16 protein-coding genes and 1 pseudogene are annotated in these 18,249 nt (G+C 71.1%); 7 read left to right on the top strand and 10 right to left on the bottom strand.

The features are described from left to right. Positions 1 to 87: 87 nt before the first annotated feature. Genes Pka01_RS26430 through Pka01_RS26410 form a run of 5 tightly spaced genes read right to left on the bottom strand, consistent with a single transcriptional unit; the run spans position 88 to position 4,735 of the window. Positions 88 to 765, bottom strand: a complete 678-nt coding sequence (locus tag Pka01_RS26430) for an HAD family hydrolase (RefSeq protein WP_203885586.1) — start codon at positions 763 to 765, stop codon at positions 88 to 90. Further along, the gene (locus tag Pka01_RS26425) at positions 755 to 1,840 is read right to left on the bottom strand and encodes an ABC transporter ATP-binding protein (RefSeq protein ID WP_203885585.1); all 1,086 of its coding nucleotides are present in this window, start codon (positions 1,838 to 1,840) and stop codon (positions 755 to 757) included. The genes Pka01_RS26430 and Pka01_RS26425 overlap by 11 nt, the downstream gene beginning before the upstream one ends. Continuing rightward, positions 1,837 to 2,727 carry an ABC transporter permease gene (locus Pka01_RS26420; protein ID WP_203885584.1) on the bottom strand — a complete coding sequence of 297 codons (891 nt, stop codon included), beginning with the start codon at positions 2,725 to 2,727 and terminating at the stop codon, positions 1,837 to 1,839. The genes Pka01_RS26425 and Pka01_RS26420 overlap by 4 nt, the downstream gene beginning before the upstream one ends. Then, entirely contained in the window at positions 2,715 to 3,587 is an 873-nt protein-coding gene (locus tag Pka01_RS26415) for an ABC transporter permease (RefSeq protein ID WP_203885583.1), read from the bottom strand. Before Pka01_RS26415 ends, Pka01_RS26420 begins: the two co-directional genes overlap by 13 nt. After that, entirely contained in the window at positions 3,587 to 4,735 is a 1,149-nt protein-coding gene (locus Pka01_RS26410; protein ID WP_239115311.1) for an ABC transporter substrate-binding protein, read from the bottom strand. Before Pka01_RS26410 ends, Pka01_RS26415 begins: the two co-directional genes overlap by 1 nt. A 113-nt stretch (positions 4,736 to 4,848) precedes the next feature. Here Pka01_RS26410 and Pka01_RS26405 point away from each other — a divergent pair, with 113 nt between their 5' ends. The 3 genes from Pka01_RS26405 (at position 4,849) to Pka01_RS26395 (ending at position 9,524) form a co-directional block, all read left to right on the top strand. After that, positions 4,849 to 5,586: a GntR family transcriptional regulator gene (locus Pka01_RS26405; protein ID WP_203885582.1), complete on the top strand. Its 738-nt coding sequence runs from the start codon at positions 4,849 to 4,851 to the stop codon at positions 5,584 to 5,586. 138 nt (positions 5,587 to 5,724) lie between these two features. Next, positions 5,725 to 5,991, top strand: coding sequence for a DUF6504 family protein (locus Pka01_RS26400; protein ID WP_203885581.1), 267 nt, complete (start codon positions 5,725 to 5,727; stop codon positions 5,989 to 5,991). A gap of 38 nt (positions 5,992 to 6,029) precedes the next feature. Next, complete coding sequence (locus tag Pka01_RS26395; RefSeq protein WP_203885580.1) at positions 6,030 to 9,524, top strand: DNA polymerase III subunit alpha; 3,495 nt, start codon at positions 6,030 to 6,032, stop codon at positions 9,522 to 9,524. 173 nt (positions 9,525 to 9,697) lie between these two features. Here Pka01_RS26395 and Pka01_RS41355 read toward each other — a convergent pair. Next, a pseudogene (locus tag Pka01_RS41355) lies at positions 9,698 to 10,216 on the bottom strand (DUF4328 domain-containing protein); the annotation flags it as partial. 417 nt (positions 10,217 to 10,633) lie between these two features. Here Pka01_RS41355 and Pka01_RS26390 point away from each other — a divergent pair. Continuing rightward, positions 10,634 to 12,745 carry an acyltransferase family protein gene (locus Pka01_RS26390; protein ID WP_203885579.1) on the top strand — a complete coding sequence of 704 codons (2,112 nt, stop codon included), beginning with the start codon at positions 10,634 to 10,636 and terminating at the stop codon, positions 12,743 to 12,745. A gap of 24 nt (positions 12,746 to 12,769) precedes the next feature. Here Pka01_RS26390 and Pka01_RS26385 read toward each other — a convergent pair whose 3' ends face one another. Genes Pka01_RS26385 through Pka01_RS26375 form a run of 3 tightly spaced genes read right to left on the bottom strand, consistent with a single transcriptional unit; the run spans position 12,770 to position 15,007 of the window. Next, positions 12,770 to 13,225, bottom strand: coding sequence for a DUF5990 family protein (locus Pka01_RS26385; protein ID WP_203885578.1), 456 nt, complete (start codon positions 13,223 to 13,225; stop codon positions 12,770 to 12,772). Between the two features lie 35 nt (positions 13,226 to 13,260). Beyond that, positions 13,261 to 14,274 (bottom strand): LLM class F420-dependent oxidoreductase, encoded by a 1,014-nt coding sequence (locus Pka01_RS26380; RefSeq protein WP_203885577.1) that lies wholly within the window; start codon positions 14,272 to 14,274, stop codon positions 13,261 to 13,263. Between the two features lie 19 nt (positions 14,275 to 14,293). Then, entirely contained in the window at positions 14,294 to 15,007 is a 714-nt protein-coding gene (locus Pka01_RS26375) for a FadR/GntR family transcriptional regulator (RefSeq protein WP_239115310.1), read from the bottom strand. Between the two features lie 90 nt (positions 15,008 to 15,097). Between Pka01_RS26375 and Pka01_RS26370 the strand changes: the two genes are divergently transcribed. From Pka01_RS26370 to Pka01_RS26360, 3 genes are read left to right on the top strand one after another with little or no spacing between them, the layout of a single operon-like run. Then, positions 15,098 to 15,862 carry a (Fe-S)-binding protein gene (locus Pka01_RS26370; RefSeq protein ID WP_203885575.1) on the top strand — a complete coding sequence of 255 codons (765 nt, stop codon included), beginning with the start codon at positions 15,098 to 15,100 and terminating at the stop codon, positions 15,860 to 15,862. Further along, complete coding sequence (locus tag Pka01_RS26365; RefSeq protein WP_373318189.1) at positions 15,859 to 17,301, top strand: lactate utilization protein B; 1,443 nt, start codon at positions 15,859 to 15,861, stop codon at positions 17,299 to 17,301. Before Pka01_RS26370 ends, Pka01_RS26365 begins: the two co-directional genes overlap by 4 nt. After that, positions 17,298 to 17,918 carry a LutC/YkgG family protein gene (locus tag Pka01_RS26360; RefSeq protein WP_203885574.1) on the top strand — a complete coding sequence of 207 codons (621 nt, stop codon included), beginning with the start codon at positions 17,298 to 17,300 and terminating at the stop codon, positions 17,916 to 17,918. The genes Pka01_RS26365 and Pka01_RS26360 overlap by 4 nt, the downstream gene beginning before the upstream one ends. Positions 17,919 to 17,940: 22 nt before the next feature. Here Pka01_RS26360 and Pka01_RS26355 read toward each other — a convergent pair whose 3' ends face one another. Next, positions 17,941 to 18,240, bottom strand: a complete 300-nt coding sequence (locus Pka01_RS26355) for a DUF2795 domain-containing protein (RefSeq protein WP_203885573.1) — start codon at positions 18,238 to 18,240, stop codon at positions 17,941 to 17,943. Positions 18,241 to 18,249 lie beyond the last annotated feature (9 nt).

The raw sequence follows: 18,249 nt of genomic DNA, 5'->3' as shown, positions 1-18,249 counted from the left end.
CGACTCCTGTCTTCAGGCTTCACCTATGATCATGCCCAACCAGTGTCATGTCACCGGTTGTTCCCGCGTTCCCGCCCCCGGGATCCGTCAGTCGCGGCGCGACACGAGCAGCCGCAGCAGCGGCAGATCCACACTCTCCAGCGTGGACACCCTGGCCACCCCGGCGGGTACGGCGTCCGCGCCGCCCGCCAGGATGACCGCACAACCGGCGGCGCGGGCGGAGGCGACGCCCGTGGGGCTGTCCTCGATCGCCACGCAGTCCTCCGGATCGACCCCGAGCTTCCTCATGGCCGTCAGGTAGGGGTCGGGCGCCGGCTTGTTCCTGGCGCTCTCCTCGGCCGCGATCGACAACTGGAACCGGTGCGCGCCGATCGTCTCGAGCACGATGTCGACGATCCGCCGGGGCGACGCGCTGACCAGGGCCGCCGGAATCCCCGCCGCATCCAGTGCGTCGAGCAACGGGAGCGCTCCCGGCAGCGTTGTCACGCCCGCCTCGACCCGGACGGTGAAGGCCTTTGTGATCATGGTCTCCACCTCCCGCCGCGACGGCGCGCCGTCGGCCATCCGGATGAGGTGCTCCGCGGCGTCCTCGATCGACAGGCCGAGCAGGATGTGCTGGTCCGAAGCCGCCAGGGCGGATCCGAGGTGGAGGGCGACCTCGAAGCAGGCCGCCCACCACAGTCCCTCGGTGTCCACGACTGTGCCGTCCATGTCGAACAGGACGGCGCCCAGCTTCCCGGACGACTTCGGTGGTTCAGACGACATCGTGCTCCGGGACCGGAGCCGTCGCCGGGGTCGTGGCGCCCGAGGACGCCGAGACCAGTACGGGCCGTTCCACGAGCTTGACCCGCACCCGGGTGCCGGGAGCGAGCCGCACGCTGTCGTGCCCGGGCACGTCGGCGAGCACCTCGATGTCGCCGAGCTGCACGCGCAGCTGCGCGGTCGACCCGCGGAACGAGGAGACCAGGACCATGCCGTCCGCCTCCGAGTCCGGCGTGAGGAGCACGGCCTCCGGCCGGATCAGCACGTCCACGTCCGGCGTTCCGGGGAGGTCGCCGTCCACGGGCAGCGTCTGCCCGAGCACCGCCACCTGGTCCCCCTCGATCCGGCCGGGGACGCGGTTCATCGTGCCGACGAACTCCGCCACGAACGGCGTCGCGGGGCGGTCGTACAGCGTGGCCGGGTCGGCGACCTGCTCCAGGCGGCCCGCGCGCAGCACGGCGACCCGGTCGGCCATCGACAGGGCCTCCTCCTGGTCGTGCGTCACGAAGATCGTCGTGATGCCGAGCGAGAGCTGAAGCCGCCGGATCTCCTCACGGAGCGAGACCCGGACCTTGGCGTCGAGCGCGGACAGCGGCTCGTCGAGCAGCAGCACCCGGGGCTCCAGAGCGAGCGCGCGGGCCAGCGCGACACGCTGCTGCTGCCCACCCGACAGCTGGTGCGGGAACCGCCCGCCGATGTGCGGCAGGCCGATCAGCTCCAGCAGTTCCTGCGCACGGGCGTGCCGCTTGGTGGCGGGCACCTTGCGCACCCGGAGGCCGAAGGCCACGTTGTCCCTGACGTTCAGGTTGGGGAACAGGCTGTAGGACTGGAACACCATGCCCGCGTCCCGCTTGTTCGCGGGCACCCGGGTGATGTCCTTGCCGTCGACCAGCACGGCGCCCTCGTCCGGCTGCTCGAAGCCCGCGACACACCGCAGGGCCGTGGTCTTGCCGCACCCCGAGGGCCCGAGGAGGGCGATCAGTTCGCCCGACTCGATGGTGAGGTCCAGCCCGTCCAGCGCGGCGGTGCCGGAGAAGTTCCGACGAAGCCCGCGCAGCTCCACCTTGGCCCCGTTCATGAGCCGCTCCTTTGCCTAGCGCCGGCAGACGACAGGACGAGCAGCAGCAGCCAGGTGATCAGGAGGCTGAACACCGAGACGGCCACCGAGACCTGAGCCTGCGAGCCGGAGATCGTGTAGATCCAGACGGGGAAGGTCTGGAAGTTGAGCAGACTCGCGATCGTGAACTCTCCGAGCACGAGGGCCAGCGTGAGGAAGGACGCACTGGCCAGGGACGACCGCAGGTTCGGCACGATCACCCGGAAGATCAGGTGCGGCCACGACGCGCCGAGGTTCCTGGCCGCCTCCACGAGCGTGCGCACGTCGATGGCGCCCAGACCCGCGTCCAGAGACCGGTAGACGAACGGCAGCGCCAGGATGACGTAGGCCAGCACCAGCACGATGGGGAAGTTCTCGTCCTGGATCGCGAAGATCGTCTGGTAGAACGGCGTGCTCGCCAGGTAGTCGGGGCCGAGGCGCAGCACCGTGGTGATGCCGGCGACGAAGGTGATCGGGGGCACGACCAGGGGGAGCGTGCACAGGATCTCCAGCACCGGCTTCAGCTTCGGGATGCTGAGCCGTACGGCCAGCATCGCGGGCAGGGTCAGGAGCAGGACCACCGCGATGGTGGCGACGCCGAGCCCGACCGACAGCAGCAGCGACCGGCCGAAGCCCTCGGCGGAGAAGATCTGGCCGTAGGCGTCCAGGGAGAAGTCCTGCTCGGGCGCCTTGACCGTGAACGTGAACGAGGCGATCAGCGGGACCAGGAAGTAGATCGCGGCGATCGCGAGGATCGCGCCGCGCCACACCCGGATCCGGCGCGGCCTGCCGGCCCCGCCCACGGGTCCGGAGGCCACGGCCGGGGGAGTCAGCGGAGCCACCGGGCCCTCGGGAGTCAGCGCAGCCATCGGGCGCTCCTTCGCTGCAGCGGGAGGTAGACCGCCATGACGAGCCCCGCGATGATGATCATGTCGAGGCTGAGCGCCAGCGCGACGTTCTCGTGTCCGATGAGGACGTTGCCGGACAGGGCGTTGGCGATCTGCAGGGTGACCAGGGGGACGGTGCCGCCGACCATCGCCGCCGCCGTCGCGTACGCCGCGAAGGCGCCGCCGAACAGCAGGACGACCCCGCCCAGCAGCGTCGGCGTCAGCACCGGGATCCCGACGTGCCGCCAGAACTGCCAGGTGTTCGCGCCGTTGTTCTGGGCCGCCTCACGCCACTGCGGGCGCAGGCCGTCCAGCGCCGGCACGACCACGACGACCATCAGCGGGATGGAGAAGTACAGGTAGACCAGGGCGAGGCCCCAGAAGTTGTACAGGCTCCACCCGGCGGAGTCGAGGCCGAGGGCCTTGGTGATCACGCCGGAGTTCCCCAGGGTGGCGATCCAGGCGAAGGCCAGGGGAATGCCGCCGAAGTTGGACAGCACGCCGGACGCCGTCAGCACCGCCTCACGCAGCAGGCGGAACCGGGAGGTGACCACGGCTTGGGCGAGGAACGTCCCCAGCAGCGCGCCCACGACCGCGACGAGCGCCGAGAGCTTCACGCTTCCGAGCAGTGCGGTGAGGTAGGCCCCCTGCAGCGACTCGGTGATGTTCGCGGCGCTGAACGCGCCCTCCCGCTTGAACGTGCCACCGAGAATGATCACGAGTGGCACGCCGAAGATCAGGATGACGAAGGCCAGCAGGGGTACGGTCGCCAGCCAGCTCTTGGACTTCGTACGGCCGCCGCCGGAGGCGGAAGCCGTACGAACCGCGGAGGGTGCGGTCATCAGCCCGCGACCGCCGCGCCCCAGCCGCTGGCCAGCGTCGCCTTGGCCTTGTCGACCTGCTCCGGCGTCGGGAACGTCGGGGTGCCGTCAACCGTGGGAAGCTGCGCCACCAGGGTGGCGTCGGCGCTGCCGTCGGCCTGCATCGCGGGCAGCAGCACCGGGCGGGCGTAGCCCTTCAGCCACAGGTTCTGGCCCTCGGCGCTGTAGAGGAACTCCTCCCAGAGGCGGGCGGCCGCCGGGTGGGGAGCCGACTTGTTGATCGCCTGGGCGTAGTAGCTGGCGTACTTGCCGTCGGTCGGGATGGCGATCTTCCAGTCGACGCCCTTGTCCGCGAACTCCTTGGAGTAGCTCGCGTTGAGGTAGTCCCAGTCGATGCTGATCGGGGTCTCACCCTTCTCGACCGTGGCCGGGGTGGACTCGACGGGGTTGTAGTTGCCGGACTCCTTGAGCTTCTTGAAGAAGTCGAGGCCGGGCTGGATGTCGTCGAAGGAGCCCTGGTTGGCCAGCGCGGCGGCGTAGACGCCGGCGAACGCCGAGCCGGACTTGGTCGGGTCGCCGTTCATGGCGACCTTGCCCTTGTACTCGGGCTTCAGCAGGTCGGCGAAGGTCGCCGGGCAGTTGGGGACCTTCTTGGCGTCGCAGCCGATCGAGACGTAGCCGCCGTAGTCGTAGAACCAGGCGCCGTTCGCGTCCTTCTGGCCGTCGGGGATCTTGTCCCAGCTCGCGACCTTGTAGTTCGCGAACAGGCCTTCCTTGGCGCCGCTGAGGGCGAAGGCGGAACCGAGGTCGAGGACGTCGGGGGCGCGGTCCTGGCCCTTGAGGGTCTTGACGGCGTTGATCTCGTCCTGGCTCGAGCCGTCAGGGTTGTCGCTGTTGACCTTGATACCGTACTTGGTCGAGAAAGCCTGGATGATCTCGCCGTAGTTCGCCCAGTCCGGCGGGAGCGTGATGACGTTGAGCTGGCCCTCCTTCTTGGCGGCCTCGACGAGCTTGTCCATGCCGCCGAAGTCCGCGGCGGAGGTCGCCGCGGCGGAGTTCGTGCCACCGGAAGCGGTCGTCGTGTCCGACTTCGGGGCGGAGCCGCATGCGGCGGCTGTCAGGGTGGCTACGGTTAGCGCGGCCATGACGCCGGCGATACGAGTGGACAACGGGTGCCTCCCACTGAGATATGTGGATCGAACCTAGAGCAACTTGTACAAACAAGCGAGACCAGTAAGTCGGACTTTTGTGTCACGGATATGAACGGAGAAGGACCGGGACGATGGCGCGTTATGAACACATCGCGGGAGAACTGCGGGACGCGATCGTCCGGGGCGACTATCGGATCGGCGCCCAACTGCCCACGGAGGCCGAGCTGGCCTCGCGTTTCAACGCGGCACGGGGCACGGTCCGTCAGGCCGTGGCGGTCCTGGTGGCGGAAGGGCTCGTCGGCACCCGGCAGGGGGCGCGGCGGATCGTGCTCGGAAGTGAGCGCAGCCAGAGCTTCGCCGAGTTGCACAGCTTCGCCCAGTGGGCGCGCTCGGTGGGCCACCGCGCCGGAGGTCTGGTGCTCGACTCGCACCGCCGTCCGTCGACCCCGTCGGAGGCGGTGCGGCTGGCGATCACCCCGGGCGAGGAGGTCCTCTCCGTGCTCAGGCTGCGCCGCCTCGACGGCGAGCCCGTCCTGGTGGAGCGGACCGTCTACGCGGGCTGGATCGCCCCGGCCGTCGAGAAGCTCGACCCGGCCTGCGAGTCCGTCACCCAGGAGCTGTACGAGGCGGTCGGCCTCGTCTTCGCCTACGGTGAGCACCTGATCGACGCCGTCGCCGCGGGGGCGGAGGACGCGCGGCTGCTCGGCGTCCGCCGCGGCAGCCCCCTGCTGCGCCAGCGGCGCACGACCACGAGCCAGGAGGGGCGTCCGGCCGAGTGCTCGGACGACCGTTATCGCGCGGGCAGCGTCACCTTCAGCATCCGCAACTCCACGACGGCGAACTCTCTGGTTCGCAGGGCAGGCGATTGACCCGGGATGACACACGCCGCCGCTGTGGCGACTTGCGTTCGATCTCCTGGGAACGTATGTTCGAAGTAGCGGGCATTCTGCCCGATTGATCCGCCCGTCTTCCCCCGGGTGGCCGTGATGCCACAGGGAGAAGACGTCTTGAGCAGACTCTACGGTGATCCGATCGAGGTGTGGGTCCGGGACGGTCAGCCTGCTCAGTTCGTCTGGCGGGACCGGCTCTACGCCGTACGGCAGGTGCAGGACCACTGGGTGGTCGCCCGTGAGTGGTGGAAGACCAATGACGCGGACCCGGGGGAGCGCCGGTTCTGGCGGCTCGAGGCCGCTGCGGGCAGGGACGTCGGCACCTACGAGCTGCGCTTCGACACCGCGAGCGGCGGCTGGCTCCTCCTGAGGGCCTGGGACTGATGGGAACGACACGGGGATTTCCGAACAGGGAGGCTCCGATGACCTCCTTCACACACCTGCATGTGGCCTCGGCGTACTCGCTCCGGTACGGCACGGCGTTCCCCGACGCCCTCGTCCGGAGGGCGGCCGAGCACGGCATGGACGCGCTCGCGCTGACCGACCGCGACGGTCTCTACGGTGCGGTCAAGCACATTCAGGCGTGCCACGCGGCGGGGATCGATCCGATCGTCGGCGTCGACCTCGCGACAGAGACGCAGGCGGCCCGGCCGGGAGACGAGCCGGCGCGGATCGTCGTGCTCGCCCGCTCCGGCGGCTGGGCCGCCCTGTGCCGCCTGGTCACCGCGGCCCATCACGCGGGGGAGCGCGGCGAGCCGTACGTGACGCCGGGGATGGTGGCCGAGCACGCGACGGGCCCCGACGGCGACCCGCGGCTGGTGGTGATGCTCGGCCCGCGGTCCGGCGTCGGCCGCGCGGTGGCGGAGCGACGGGACGAGCAGGCCAGGACCCTGCTGGCCGCCTGGCGTTCCGTGGTGCCCGGCCTGGTCGTCGAACTGTCCGACCTCTTCGGCTACCACGAGGCGAACATCGCCGCCCGCATGCTCGCGCTGGCCGGCTCGATGGGCGTGCCCGCCGTGCTCACCAACGCGGTGCGCTATCTCGACGCCGCCGGCCACCAGGTCGGCAACGTGCTCGACGCGGCGCGCAAGCTCGTGCCCCTGCACACGCGGCACGTCGAGAACCCCACCGCGCACGCCTACCTGAAGGACGGCCAGGAGATGACCCGCGTCGCCTTCAAGATCTGCGGGGGAGACGCCGAGCGCGCCGGCCGGCTGCTGGAGTGGACGCGCCGCGTCGCGGAGCAGTGCCGGCTGGACCCCGTCGAGATCGTGCCGCTCCTGGACGAGGACGATCCCCGGCTGCACCTGCCGGAGATCGGCGAGGACCCGGTCCCGCTGCTGCGGCACCGGTGCGAGGACGGGCTGATCGACCGCGGCATGGCCCGTTCGCGCGACGCCAGGGAGCGTCTCGCCGACGAGCTGGATATCATCGAGAAGAAGCGCCTGTCCGGATATTTCATCGCGGTCGCCGGTATCACGGACATGATCCGTTCGATGGGCATCCGCTGCGCGATCCGGGGCTCCGGCGCGGGCAGCCTGGTCAACCACCTCATCGGCATCGGCGAGGTGAACCCCCTCGAGCACGGCCTGCTGATGGAGCGCTTCCTCTCCGAGGGGCGCCGCGGCCTGCCCGACATCGACGTCGACGTGGAGTCCGCCCGCCGCCTCGACTGCTACCGGGCCATCCTCGGCAGGTACGGCGAGGCGCGCGTGGCCTGCGTCTCCATGATGGAGACCTACCGGGCACGCAGCGCGCTGCGCGACGTGGGAGCGGCGATGGGCCTGCCGCCGCACGAGATCGACGTCATCGCCAAGGCGTTTCCGCACGTCAGGGCCAAGCAGATCGGCGCAGCCCTGGCCGACCTGCCTGAGTTGCGCGACAGCGGGCTGAACGACCGGGGGCTGCAGAACATGTTCCGGCTGGCGGAGCGGCTCGACGGGCTGCCCCGGCACATCGCGCTCCACCCGTGCGGGGTGCTGATCGGCAACTCCGCCCTCCGCGACCGGACGCCGGTGGAGCGCAGCCTGCTCGGCTTCCCGATGTCGCAGTTCGACAAGGACGACGTCGAGGAGGCCGGGCTGCTCAAGCTCGACGTGCTCGGGGTGCGCATGCAGTCGGCGATGGCCTACTCGCTCAAGGAGATCGAGCGGGTGGACGGCCGGAGGGTCGACCTGGACGCCGTCCCCCATGACGACCGGCCCACCTACGACATGATCCGCACCGGCCGCACGCTCGGCTGCTTCCAGATCGAGTCGCCCGGTCAGCGGGAGCTGGTGGCCAAGCTCGAGCCCCGGACCATGCACGACCTGATCGTGGACATCTCGCTGTTCCGGCCGGGACCGGTCAACTCCGACATGGTCACCCCCTACCTGGAGGCCAGGCACGGCTACCGCGAGCCGTACTACCCGCACAAGGACCTGAAGGAAGCACTCCGGGAGACCAACGGGGTGGTCGTCTTCCACGAGCAGGTCCTGAAGATCATCCATGTGATGACGGGGAAGAGCCTGTCGTTCGCGGAGAAGATGCGCCGCACCCTCGGGACCCCGGCGGGCCGGGAGATCGTCCGGTCGTGGTTCGTGCCGCTCGCCACGGAGAACGGCTTCGACGACGCCGCGGTCGAGAAGGCGTGGAAGGTGCTCGACGCGTTCGGCGGCTTCGGGTTCTGCAAGGCGCACGCGGCGGCGTTCGCGCTGCCCACCTACCAGTCGGCCTGGCTCAAACGGCACCACGCGGCCGCCTTCTTCGCCGGCGTGCTCACCCACGAGCCCGGCATGTACCCCAACCGCGTGATCCTCGACGAGGCCCGCCAGTGCGGGGTCGACATCCTTCCGCTGGACGTCAACCGCTCCGGCAGGGAATGGCTCGTGGAACGGACGGGCTCCGTCGCGCCCGGCGGCCCCGGCGGGGCCGGGATCGGCGACATCGGGCGCGGGTACGGCCTGCGGGTGCCGTTCTCCGCGGTCAAGGGGGCGAGCGAGGCGGAGGTCGACCGGATGGTCGCGGGCCGGCCGTACACCTCGATGGCCGACTTCTGGGAGCGGGCCCGCCCCTCGCGCCCGACGGCCGAGCGGATCATCGAGGTCGGCGGCTTCGACGCGCTGTACGGTCTGCGGCCGGGAGAGCCCCGGTGGCGGCCGGGAGAGCTGACCCGGCGCGACCTGGTCGCCCAGGTGGGCACGCTCGACCGGGCCTCTTCGACCGGCGTGACCACCGGGTCGGCGGTACAGCTGCCCATGGCGTTCACCGAGCAGGTCATACCGGGGGAGTTGCCGGAGATGACCGAGGTCGAGGCGGTCGAGGCCGAGCTGTCGATCCTCGGCATGGACGTCAGTCGCCACGTGATCGCCTTCCACGACGAGCTCCTCGACGCCATCGGCGTGACCAGGTCGAAAGACCTGCTGAGCCGGCGCAACGGCGCGGAGATCCTGGTCGCGGGAGTGAAGGTGGCCACCCAGACCCCGGCCGTGCGCTCGGGTCAGCGGGTGATCTTCACGACGCTCGACGACTCGACCGGCCCGATCGACCTGACGTTCTTCGAGTCGGTGCAGGCGCACACCGCGGCCACCGTGTTCGGGTCGTGGCTCCTGCTGGCCCGGGGGGTGGTCAGGCGCACCGGCGGGAGGGCCGTCTCGCTGCGGGCCGTCCACTGCTGGAACCTGCTCGACCTCGAACGGCTGTGGCGGGCCGAGGGCATCGGCGCCGTCCGCGCGGTGCTGAGCGAGCAGCCCGCCTCCGGCGCGGGTGTGGGCGGGCGGCCCATCGAGTACGGCAACGGTTTCAGGCTCTCGCCCTACTCCGATATCGGGCCGACTCCGGGGGTGCGGGAGGGACGGATCCGCGGCCATCCGGCGGAGCCCCAGCGACGGCTCTGGCATGCCAGCTCGGGCAGCTCAGGGCCGCCGCCCGGGCGGTGACGATCCCGGCCCGCGTGCTCCGCGGAGACCGGGCCGGACGACGAAGAGAAGACGTAGCTCGAGTGATGCGCCGGCGGCCTGGCCTTGAGCCGCCGTTCCCGTAGCTCGGAGAACTCCCGGTGCTCGAACGCCCGCGGCGAGTGCCTCATCTCCCCGAGGACGGTGATCTCCCGGACGGTCGCGGCGCACAGGACGGCGGCGATGATCGTGGCGCCAAGCTGGAGCAGCCCCGCGCCGGTCAGGCCGGCGTGCCCGTGCCGTACGAAAACCAGGAACACCGCCACCAGCAGGCTCGCCCACCAGCAGGCGCCCAGGAGCAGCCACCGCCCGCGGCCCTGTTCGCCGGGCCCGCCGGACCGGCGACCGGCCTCCGTCCAGATGACTCCGTTGCCGGCGTCGCGCCAGGCGCGGTCGGCCAGTACGAGCGGCGCCACCAGGTTGACCCCGGGCACGAGCCAGGACGCGAGGAGCCTCAGCCTGGAGGTTCCGGGCAGGGCGCGCCGCAGCCAGGTCAGGTAGGCCGCTCCGGTGGCGAGGGTCGCGATGGTCAGCGCCATCATCAGGATCGCGAACACCGTAACGGCGCCCGCCACCTGGCGGGCCTCCGGCGCTTGCGGGTCGCCGCCGAACGCCGCGATCTGCTGCGCCAGCCGGTGCCCGCGGGCCTCTTCGAAGACCACCAGCGCGGCCATCGCGAGGACCTGCAGCGTGAGCCAGACGTACACGCCGGCGGCCGCACGGCTCACGGGTGACGAGGTCGACCGCATGTGATTCTCCCCCCGGCGTGCGTGGAACCTGTCTCAGTCCTATCCCGTCAGTGATCCTCTTAATCAGGTGAAGTCGTCCGGCCCGCTGGGAACGCCCACCCGGCGACGCTCTGTGCGGGCCGTCTCCGGCGCCCACGCCCCGATCTCTCCACGTATCGCCCGAAGCGGCCACTATGCTGCCGCCTAGCCACAAGAGCGGACGTATCCATTCAACGGGCCGACTGGGCAACGTACCGACAACGTCGCTGTAGATAGGTGATCGCACTGAGCAGCCGGGATGCCTCGCCGAGTCGTGACTCCGAAGCGAACGGGCACCCGGTGGCCGCTCCACAAGGGCGTCTGATGCTGGAGGAGTCCCCGGCGACCGCCACGTCCGCCGGGCAGGCGGCGCCCGCCGCCGGGCGCGCGTCCTCGAGCCGGTTCCGCGGTGACATCGAAGGGCTCCGCGCGGTCGCCGTCGGGCTGGTCCTGCTGTACCACGCGGGACTGCCCTTCCTCCCCGGCGGATTCGTCGGCGTCGACGTCTTCTTCGTCATCTCGGGATTCCTGATCACGACGCAGCTCGTGTCGGAGATGGGCAGGACAGGGACGATCTCGCTCGTCCGGTTCTACGCCCGGCGGGCCAAGCGCCTGCTGCCGGCCGCGGGCATCGTCCTGCTGGTGAGCGCGGTCCTGACGCGCCTGTTCATCCCGGCGACGCGGTGGAGCGAGATCGGCGGGGACATCGCCGGCGCGGCTCTCTACATCGTGAACTGGCGGTTCGCCGACCGGTCCGTCGACTACCTGGCCGAGGACTCCCAGCCTTCTCCGGTGCAGCACTTCTGGTCGCTGGCGGTGGAGGAGCAGTTCTACCTGGTGTGGCCGCTGCTGATCCTCGCCGCCATCGTGGTGGCCCGGATGCTCCGGGGGCGGACGAGGCCGACGCTCTGGGTGGGCCTGGCCCTGGTGGTCGTCCCGTCGTTCGCCTGGTCGCTGAGCGAGACGGCGAACGTCCCCGCCCGCGCGTTCTTCGAGACGACGACCCGCATGTGGGAGCTGGGGATCGGCGCCGCGGTGGCGCTCGCCGCCGGCGCGTTCACCCGGCTGCCGCGCGTCCCGGCCATCGTCCTCGGCTGGGCGGGCCTGGCCGCGATCGCCGCGGCCGGGCTGCTCATCACCGGTGAGACGGCGTGGCCCGGGTACGCCGCCGCGCTGCCCACGCTCGGAGCCGCGGCGGTCATCGCGGCCGGGTTCGCGGTGACCAGGGGAGGGCCGGCGTCGCTACTCGGTGTGAAACCGATGCGATGGATCGGCGGCCTGTCGTACTCGCTCTACCTGTGGCACTGGCCGCTGCTCGTGGCGGCGACCGCGTACTTCGGTGACCTGTCGGCCAAGCAGGGCCTGGTCGTGGCGGCCGTCTCGGTCGTCCCGGCCTGGCTGACCGCTCGCGTCGTGGAGAATCCCCTCCGGCATTCCGCGGCCATCGCACGCTCGTCGCGGCTCGCGCTCAGCATGGGCGCCAACTTCACCCTGCTGGGCGTGGCCGCCGGTCTGGTCCTGCTGCTGTCCGTGGGCGGCACGCAGGTGCCCGCGGGTGCGGTGGCACAGGGCGCCGCGGCCCTCGGCGACAAGCCGCGTGACAGCCCGGCCGGAGCCGTGGTGGAACACGTCGACTGGATGACGCCGACTCCCACCGAGGCGGCGGCCGACGTGCCGGACGCGTACGCCAAGGGATGTCAGCAGGTCACGACCAAGTCCGAGGTGGTCACCTGCCAGTACGGCGATCGGAGCGGCCCGACCACCGTGGCGGTGGTCGGCGACTCAAAGATGGCCCAGTGGATGCCGGCGCTGCAGTCGCTGGCCGACCAGAACAGCTGGAACCTGGTCACCTACTTCAAGTCCGCGTGCGGCTACTCACTGGCGTCGACCGAGTACGACGGCAAGCCGTACCAGTCGTGCCGGGAATGGACCGACGAGGTGCGCCGGCGGCTGACGGCGGACCCGCCGAGCTTCGTGATCACCTCACAGGGGGAGGCCAAGGGGCTGGACGCCGGCGGGAAGCCGACCCAGGCGGCCATGGTGCAGGGTCTGCGCGGTGCCTGGTCCGAGCTGACGTCGCTGCACACGAGGGTCGTGGTGGTGGCGGACAACCCGCCCCCCGGCATGAACGTCTACGAGTGCGTCGCGAAGAACCCCGACAAGTTGTCGGCCTGCGCCTTCGACCGCAAGCGCTACGCCGCGAGCGCGGCGCCCACGCAGAGCCTGGCGGCGAAGGGCAGGCCTGGCGTGGCGTTCGTCGACCTGTTCGACGCCATCTGTCCCGCCGACCGGTGCGCGCCCGTGATCGGCAACGTGCTCGTCTACCGCCAGGGCTCGCACATCACGGCGACGTACATCGATTCGCTGACCCCGCGGCTCGCGGCGGCCCTGAGCAAGGCGAAGCTGCCGACCGCGTATCAGTCGGGTACGAGCTGACGGCTCGACGGGGCGCTGACCACCTCAGGCGCCCGCCGACCATTCGATGAGGGGCGGCCGCACGGCGGCGCAGAGCGGCTCCCCCTTGCCGTCGGTGAGCCCGAGACGCGCGACGAGCCGTCCCGTCCGGACCGCGGCCTCGGCGGTGGCGGGATCGACGGCGTCGAGCATGAGCTTCGCCCGCCGGAACATCGTGAAGACGCCCGCGCCGTCGACCGAGCCCCAGGCCAGGTAGATGAACCGTCCTCCCGGGCGGCCCTGGATCTGGGCACCCCTGAAGTCCGTGCCGTCCGCCGTGGCGACGGCCGTGCACTCCAGTGTCCACGCGGCCGAGGCCGCGTCACCGGGGTGGAGGCCGAGCAACTCGTCACGGCGGACCCGCCCCTGGACGCCGACGTGGATGCCGTCGTAGCCGGGAAAGCCTGCTCCGGGAGGGCACGAACGGCCGGGCAGGTTCGTCGCCTCGATGTGGATCCGCACCCCGCCATCATCCGCCTCCGGGCGGGCCGCGCGCCTCATCCCAGGACGAGGTCCCGGATGTCCTTCAGCGTGGCTTCGTCGCGCGGGCCCATGACCAGCAGGTTCGTCACCGGGCTCTTGCGCCACAGTTCGAGCCGTTCGTGGATGCGGCCGATGGGCCCGACCAGCGAGATGCCGTCGGCGAGTTCGTCCGGGATGGCGGCGAACGCCTCGTCCCTGCGCCCGGCCAGATAGAGCGCCTGGATCCGCTCGGCGGCCTCGGCGTACCCCATCCTGCCCACGATGTCGGCGTGGAAGTTGCGCGTCTTGGCGCCCATGCCGCCGATGTACAGGGTGAGCATCATCTTCACCCCGTCGATGGCGGCGCGGACGTCGTCGGTCACGATGACGTTCACCATGGCCGCGACGTCGAAGCCGGGAGCCGCGCCGGCGAGCGCCTCGCCGTACATGGCCTCGATCTTCTCGGGGAAGACGAACAGCGGCAGCCAGCCCTGGGCGACCTCGGCGGCGAGCGCGACGTTCTTCGGGCCCTCCGCGCCGAGGTAGAGGGGGATGTCGTCCCGGAGGGGATGGGTGATCAGCTTGAGCGGCTTGCCCAGGCCGCCGGGGAGCGGCAGGGGATAGTGCGGTCCCGGGCCCGTGACGGGCTCCTCCCGGCGCCAGACCCTGCGCATGATCTCGACGTACTCGCGGGTCCGCGCGAGAGGCCGGGAGAACGGCTGGCCGTACCAGCCCTCGACCACCTGGGGCCCCGACGCGCCCACACCGAGGAGCAGGCGCCCGCCGGTGAGGTGGTCGAGCGTCATCGCCGTCATCGCGGTGGTGACGGGAGGCCGCGCGGACAACTGGGCGACGCTCGTCCCGAGCTTGATCCTGCTGGTGCGCGCGCCGTACCAGGCGAGGGGCGTGAAGGCGTCGCTCCCGTAGGCCTCGGCCGTCCACACCGACTCGTAACCGAGCCGTTCGGCCGTCTGGACCAGTTCGGTCGCGTCGTCGGCGTTCCGCTGCCAGTACCCGAGATTCAGTCCCAGTCTGAGATCGTCAGCCACGCCCTAAGTAGAACACGTTCTAGCTCGCTGGGCCAGCCGTGGACGGATATGCGCGCTCCAGATGTACGGCTATCGCCTCCACCGCGGTCGCGGCGTCGCCGTCCCTGATCGCGTCGCGGATCCGGCGATGGTCGGCCTGCAGGCCCCCGGTGTCGCCCAGCCGTACGACGGCGTCGATGGCGAAGCGCTGGACGGCCCCGCGCAGCGCCTGCATGATCGCCGAGGTGAGCCGGTTGCCCGAGGCCTCGGCGATGGCGGCGTGGAAGGCGATGTCGTGCTCGACGAACTCCTCCGGGCCGCGCGCCGCGTCCATGGCCGCGATGGCCCGCTCCATGGTCTCCAGGCCCGCCCGGGAACGGGCCGCGTGCCCCGCGGACCACTGCTCGATCATCAGCCGCGTGTCGACCACTTCGCGCAGCGACAGCGTGGCCAGCCCGAGGTGCAGGCGCAGCAGACCGGTGAGCGCGCTGCCGGGACGCGAGGTCAGGACGGCTCCCGCGTCCGGGCCCCGCCCGACCTGCGACGACACCACGCCCAGGCTCTCCAGCACGCGCAGGGCCTCGCGGACCGACGACCGGCTCACCTGGAGCTGCTCGGCGAGCTGGCGTTCACCGGGCAACCGGTCGCCCACGGTGAGGCCGTCGGCCGCGATCCGCTCCTCGATCCGCGCGAGGACTCCCTCGAAGGCGCGCACGCGGGCGGGGTTGCGCGCCTGCCCGGCGAGCTCGGTCACGGGGCCTCCTCCGGTCACGCGTGGTACGCGAGGGATGATGGATGTATGGTCTGACCATATTTGGTCTGACCATACATCGCGGGAGGGCATGTGCGGGTCGCCCTGTTCATCACCTGTGTCAACGACACGCTGTTCCCTGACACCGGGAAGGCGGTCGTGACCCTGCTCCGGAGGCTCGGCGTCGACGTCGACTTCCCGGAGGCGCAGACCTGCTGCGGGCAGATGCACCTCAACACCGGCTACCGGGCCGAGGGCGTACGGCTGGCGGACCGTTTCGTGACGGTGTTCCGCGGCTACGACGCCGTCGTCGTCCCCTCGGGGTCGTGCGGCGCGATGGTGCGGGAGCAGTACCCCAGGCTGGCGGACGGCGGCGCCTTCCCCGGGGCGGTGGCCGAGGCGGTGGCCGACACGGTCCCGCATGTGTACGACCTGTCGGAGTTCCTGGTCGACGTGCTCGGCGTCACCGACGTGGGCGCCTACTTCCCCCATCGGGTCACCTACCATCCGACCTGCCACTCGCTCAGGGGGCTCCGCCTGGGCGACCGGCCGAGGAGGCTGCTCGAGCAGGTCAGGGGTCTGGAACTCGTCCCGCTGGCGGGTGCCGAGGAGTGTTGCGGCTTCGGCGGCACCTTCGCCGTGAAAAATCCGGATATCTCGGCGGCCATGTGCGGGGACAAGGTCAGGAACGTGCTGGACACGGGCGCCGAGGTGCTCTGCGCGGCCGACAACTCCTGCCTGATGCACATCGGCGGCACGCTCACCCGCCAGAAGGCGGGCGTGCGGGTCATGCACCTCGCCGAGATCCTGGCGTCCACGGAACCCGGCGACGCCCGCGAACGGGAGGAATCGCGATGAGCCGCACCTTCCTCGGCATGCCGGGAACCGTCTCGATGATGGGCTACTCCGGCAAGGAGACCTTCCCGGAGAACGCCGCGAAGGCCGTGAGGAACTCCCAGCTCAGGTTCAACCTGCGCAAGGCGACCGGGACGATCCGCGGCAGGCGGGCGAGCGTCGTGGGGGAGCTGCCCGACTGGCCCGACCTGCGTCAGGCCGGCAAGGCGATCAAGGACCACACGCTCCGCAACCTGGACACCTACCTGGTGCGGCTCGAGGAGGCCGTCACGAAGGCCGGCGGCCACGTGCACTGGGCCCGCGACGCCGCCGAGGCCAACCGGATCGTCACCGACCTCGTCAAGGCCACCGGCGAGACGCAGGTGGTCAAGGTCAAGTCGATGGCCACCCAGGAGATCGGGCTCAATGAGGCCCTGCACGCCGAGGGGATCACCGCCTACGAGACGGACCTGGCCGAGCTGATCGTCCAGCTCGGGGACGACTGGCCGTCCCACATCCTGGTCCCCGCCATCCACCGGAACAGGTCGGAGATCCGCGAGATCTTCGTCCGGCACATGTCCGAGTGGGGCCGACCGGCGCCGGAGCGGCTCACCGACGAACCCGCGGCCCTGGCCGAGGCCGCCCGCCTGCATCTGCGGGAGCGCTTCCTGGCCACCAAGGTCGCCATCTCCGGGGCCAACTTCATGGTCGCGGAGACCGGGACGCTGGTCGTGCTCGAGTCGGAGGGCAACGGCCGGATGTGCCTGACCCTCCCCGAGACGCTGATCAGCGTGGTGGGGATCGAGAAGCTGGTGCCGACCTGGCGCGACCTCGAGGTGTTCCTCCAGTTGCTGCCCCGGAGCTCGACCGGCGAGCGGATGAACCCGTACACCTCCATGTGGACCGGGGCCACCGAGGGCCAGGAGTTCCACCTCGTCCTGCTCGACAACGGCCGCACCGGCGTGCTCGCCGACGACCTCGGCCGCCAGGCGCTGCGCTGCATCCGCTGCTCGGCCTGCCTCAACGTCTGCCCCGTGTACGAACGCTCCGGCGGCCACGCGTACGGGTCGGTCTATCCGGGGCCGATCGGGGCGATCCTCACCCCGCAGCTGCGCGGGATGGGATCCGAGCTCGACCGGTCGCTGCCATACGCCAGCTCGCTCTGCGGCGCGTGCTACGAGGTGTGCCCGGTCGCCATCGACATCCCGTCGGTCCTCATCGAACTGCGCGGCCGCAGCCGTCACCCGGTGGCCGAGCGCGCGGGCATGGCCGCCGCCGGCTGGGTCTTCAAACGGCAGGGACGGCTGGCCCGGGCCCAGCGGATGGGCGGCAGGATGCGCCGCCTCGTACCGAAGCGGCTGCCCGGCCCGCTCGGCGGATGGACGGACACCCGCGACCTGCCCGCCATTCCGAAGGAGTCGTTCCGCGACTGGTGGAACCGTACGGACGGAGGCGCACGATGAGCGCTCGCGACGTGATCCTCGCTCGGGTCCGCGCCGCGGTCGAGGGCGTACCCGACGTCGAGATCCCCCGGTCCTACCGGGGTCCGGAGCCCGCCACGGACGGACTGGTCGACCTGCTGGCGGACCGCGTGCGCGACTACAAGGCCGTCGTCCACGTCGTCGAGGAGGCGGGCGTCGCGGCGCTGGTCGCCGACTCGCTCGCCGCGCGCGGCGTCCGGCGGCTCGTCGTGCCCGAGGGGTTCCCGGAGACCTGGCTGCCGTCCGGAGGGTTCGAGCGGATCGGCGACGAGCCGCGGCTGAGCGCGGCCGACCTCGACACGGCCGACGGGATCCTGACGACGTGCGCCGTCGCCGTCGCGGAGACGGGGACGATCGTGCTGGACGCCGGGGAGGGGCAGGGCCGGCGGGCGCTCACGCTCCTGCCGGACTACCACCTGTGCGTCGTGCGGCAGGACCAGATCGAGTCGGGCGTCCCCGGCGCCGTCGCCCGGCTCGACCCGGCACGTCCGCTGACCTGGATCAGCGGTCCGTCCGCGACCAGCGACATCGAGCTCAACCGGGTCGAGGGCGTCCATGGACCGCGGACGCTCGAAGTGGTGGTCGTGACCTCCGGCTGAGCTCTCACCGGTGGCGCCACTCTCACTGATGGTGCCGTTCCACCCCCAGGCCGAGGGCCTCGGCGACCTGCCCGACGTTCTGGTACCTGAGGTCGGGCAGGTCGCGCAGGGCCTGCAGCACGGCGTCGGGGGCGTTCTTGGCGCCGGCATGGGTGAGGAGGTCATGTCCGTCCGCGGGGAAGCGGGCGTCGCTGAGCCATTTCGCCAGGTTGCCGCGGCGTTCCACGTCGGCGGGCGTGATGCCGATGCCGCCGCCGGGCCCGTGCTCCCGGTCGCGGCCGAGACGGGGAGCGTGTTCGGCGCCGCCACGTTGGATACTCATGACCTCACC

Origin of the sequence: Planotetraspora kaengkrachanensis, assembly GCF_016862895.1 — a bacterium.
Classification (GTDB): Bacteria; Actinomycetota; Actinomycetes; order Streptosporangiales; family Streptosporangiaceae; genus Planotetraspora; species Planotetraspora kaengkrachanensis.
Note: the sequence above shows the minus strand (reverse complement) of the source record. Positions and strands in the feature narration are given on the sequence as shown.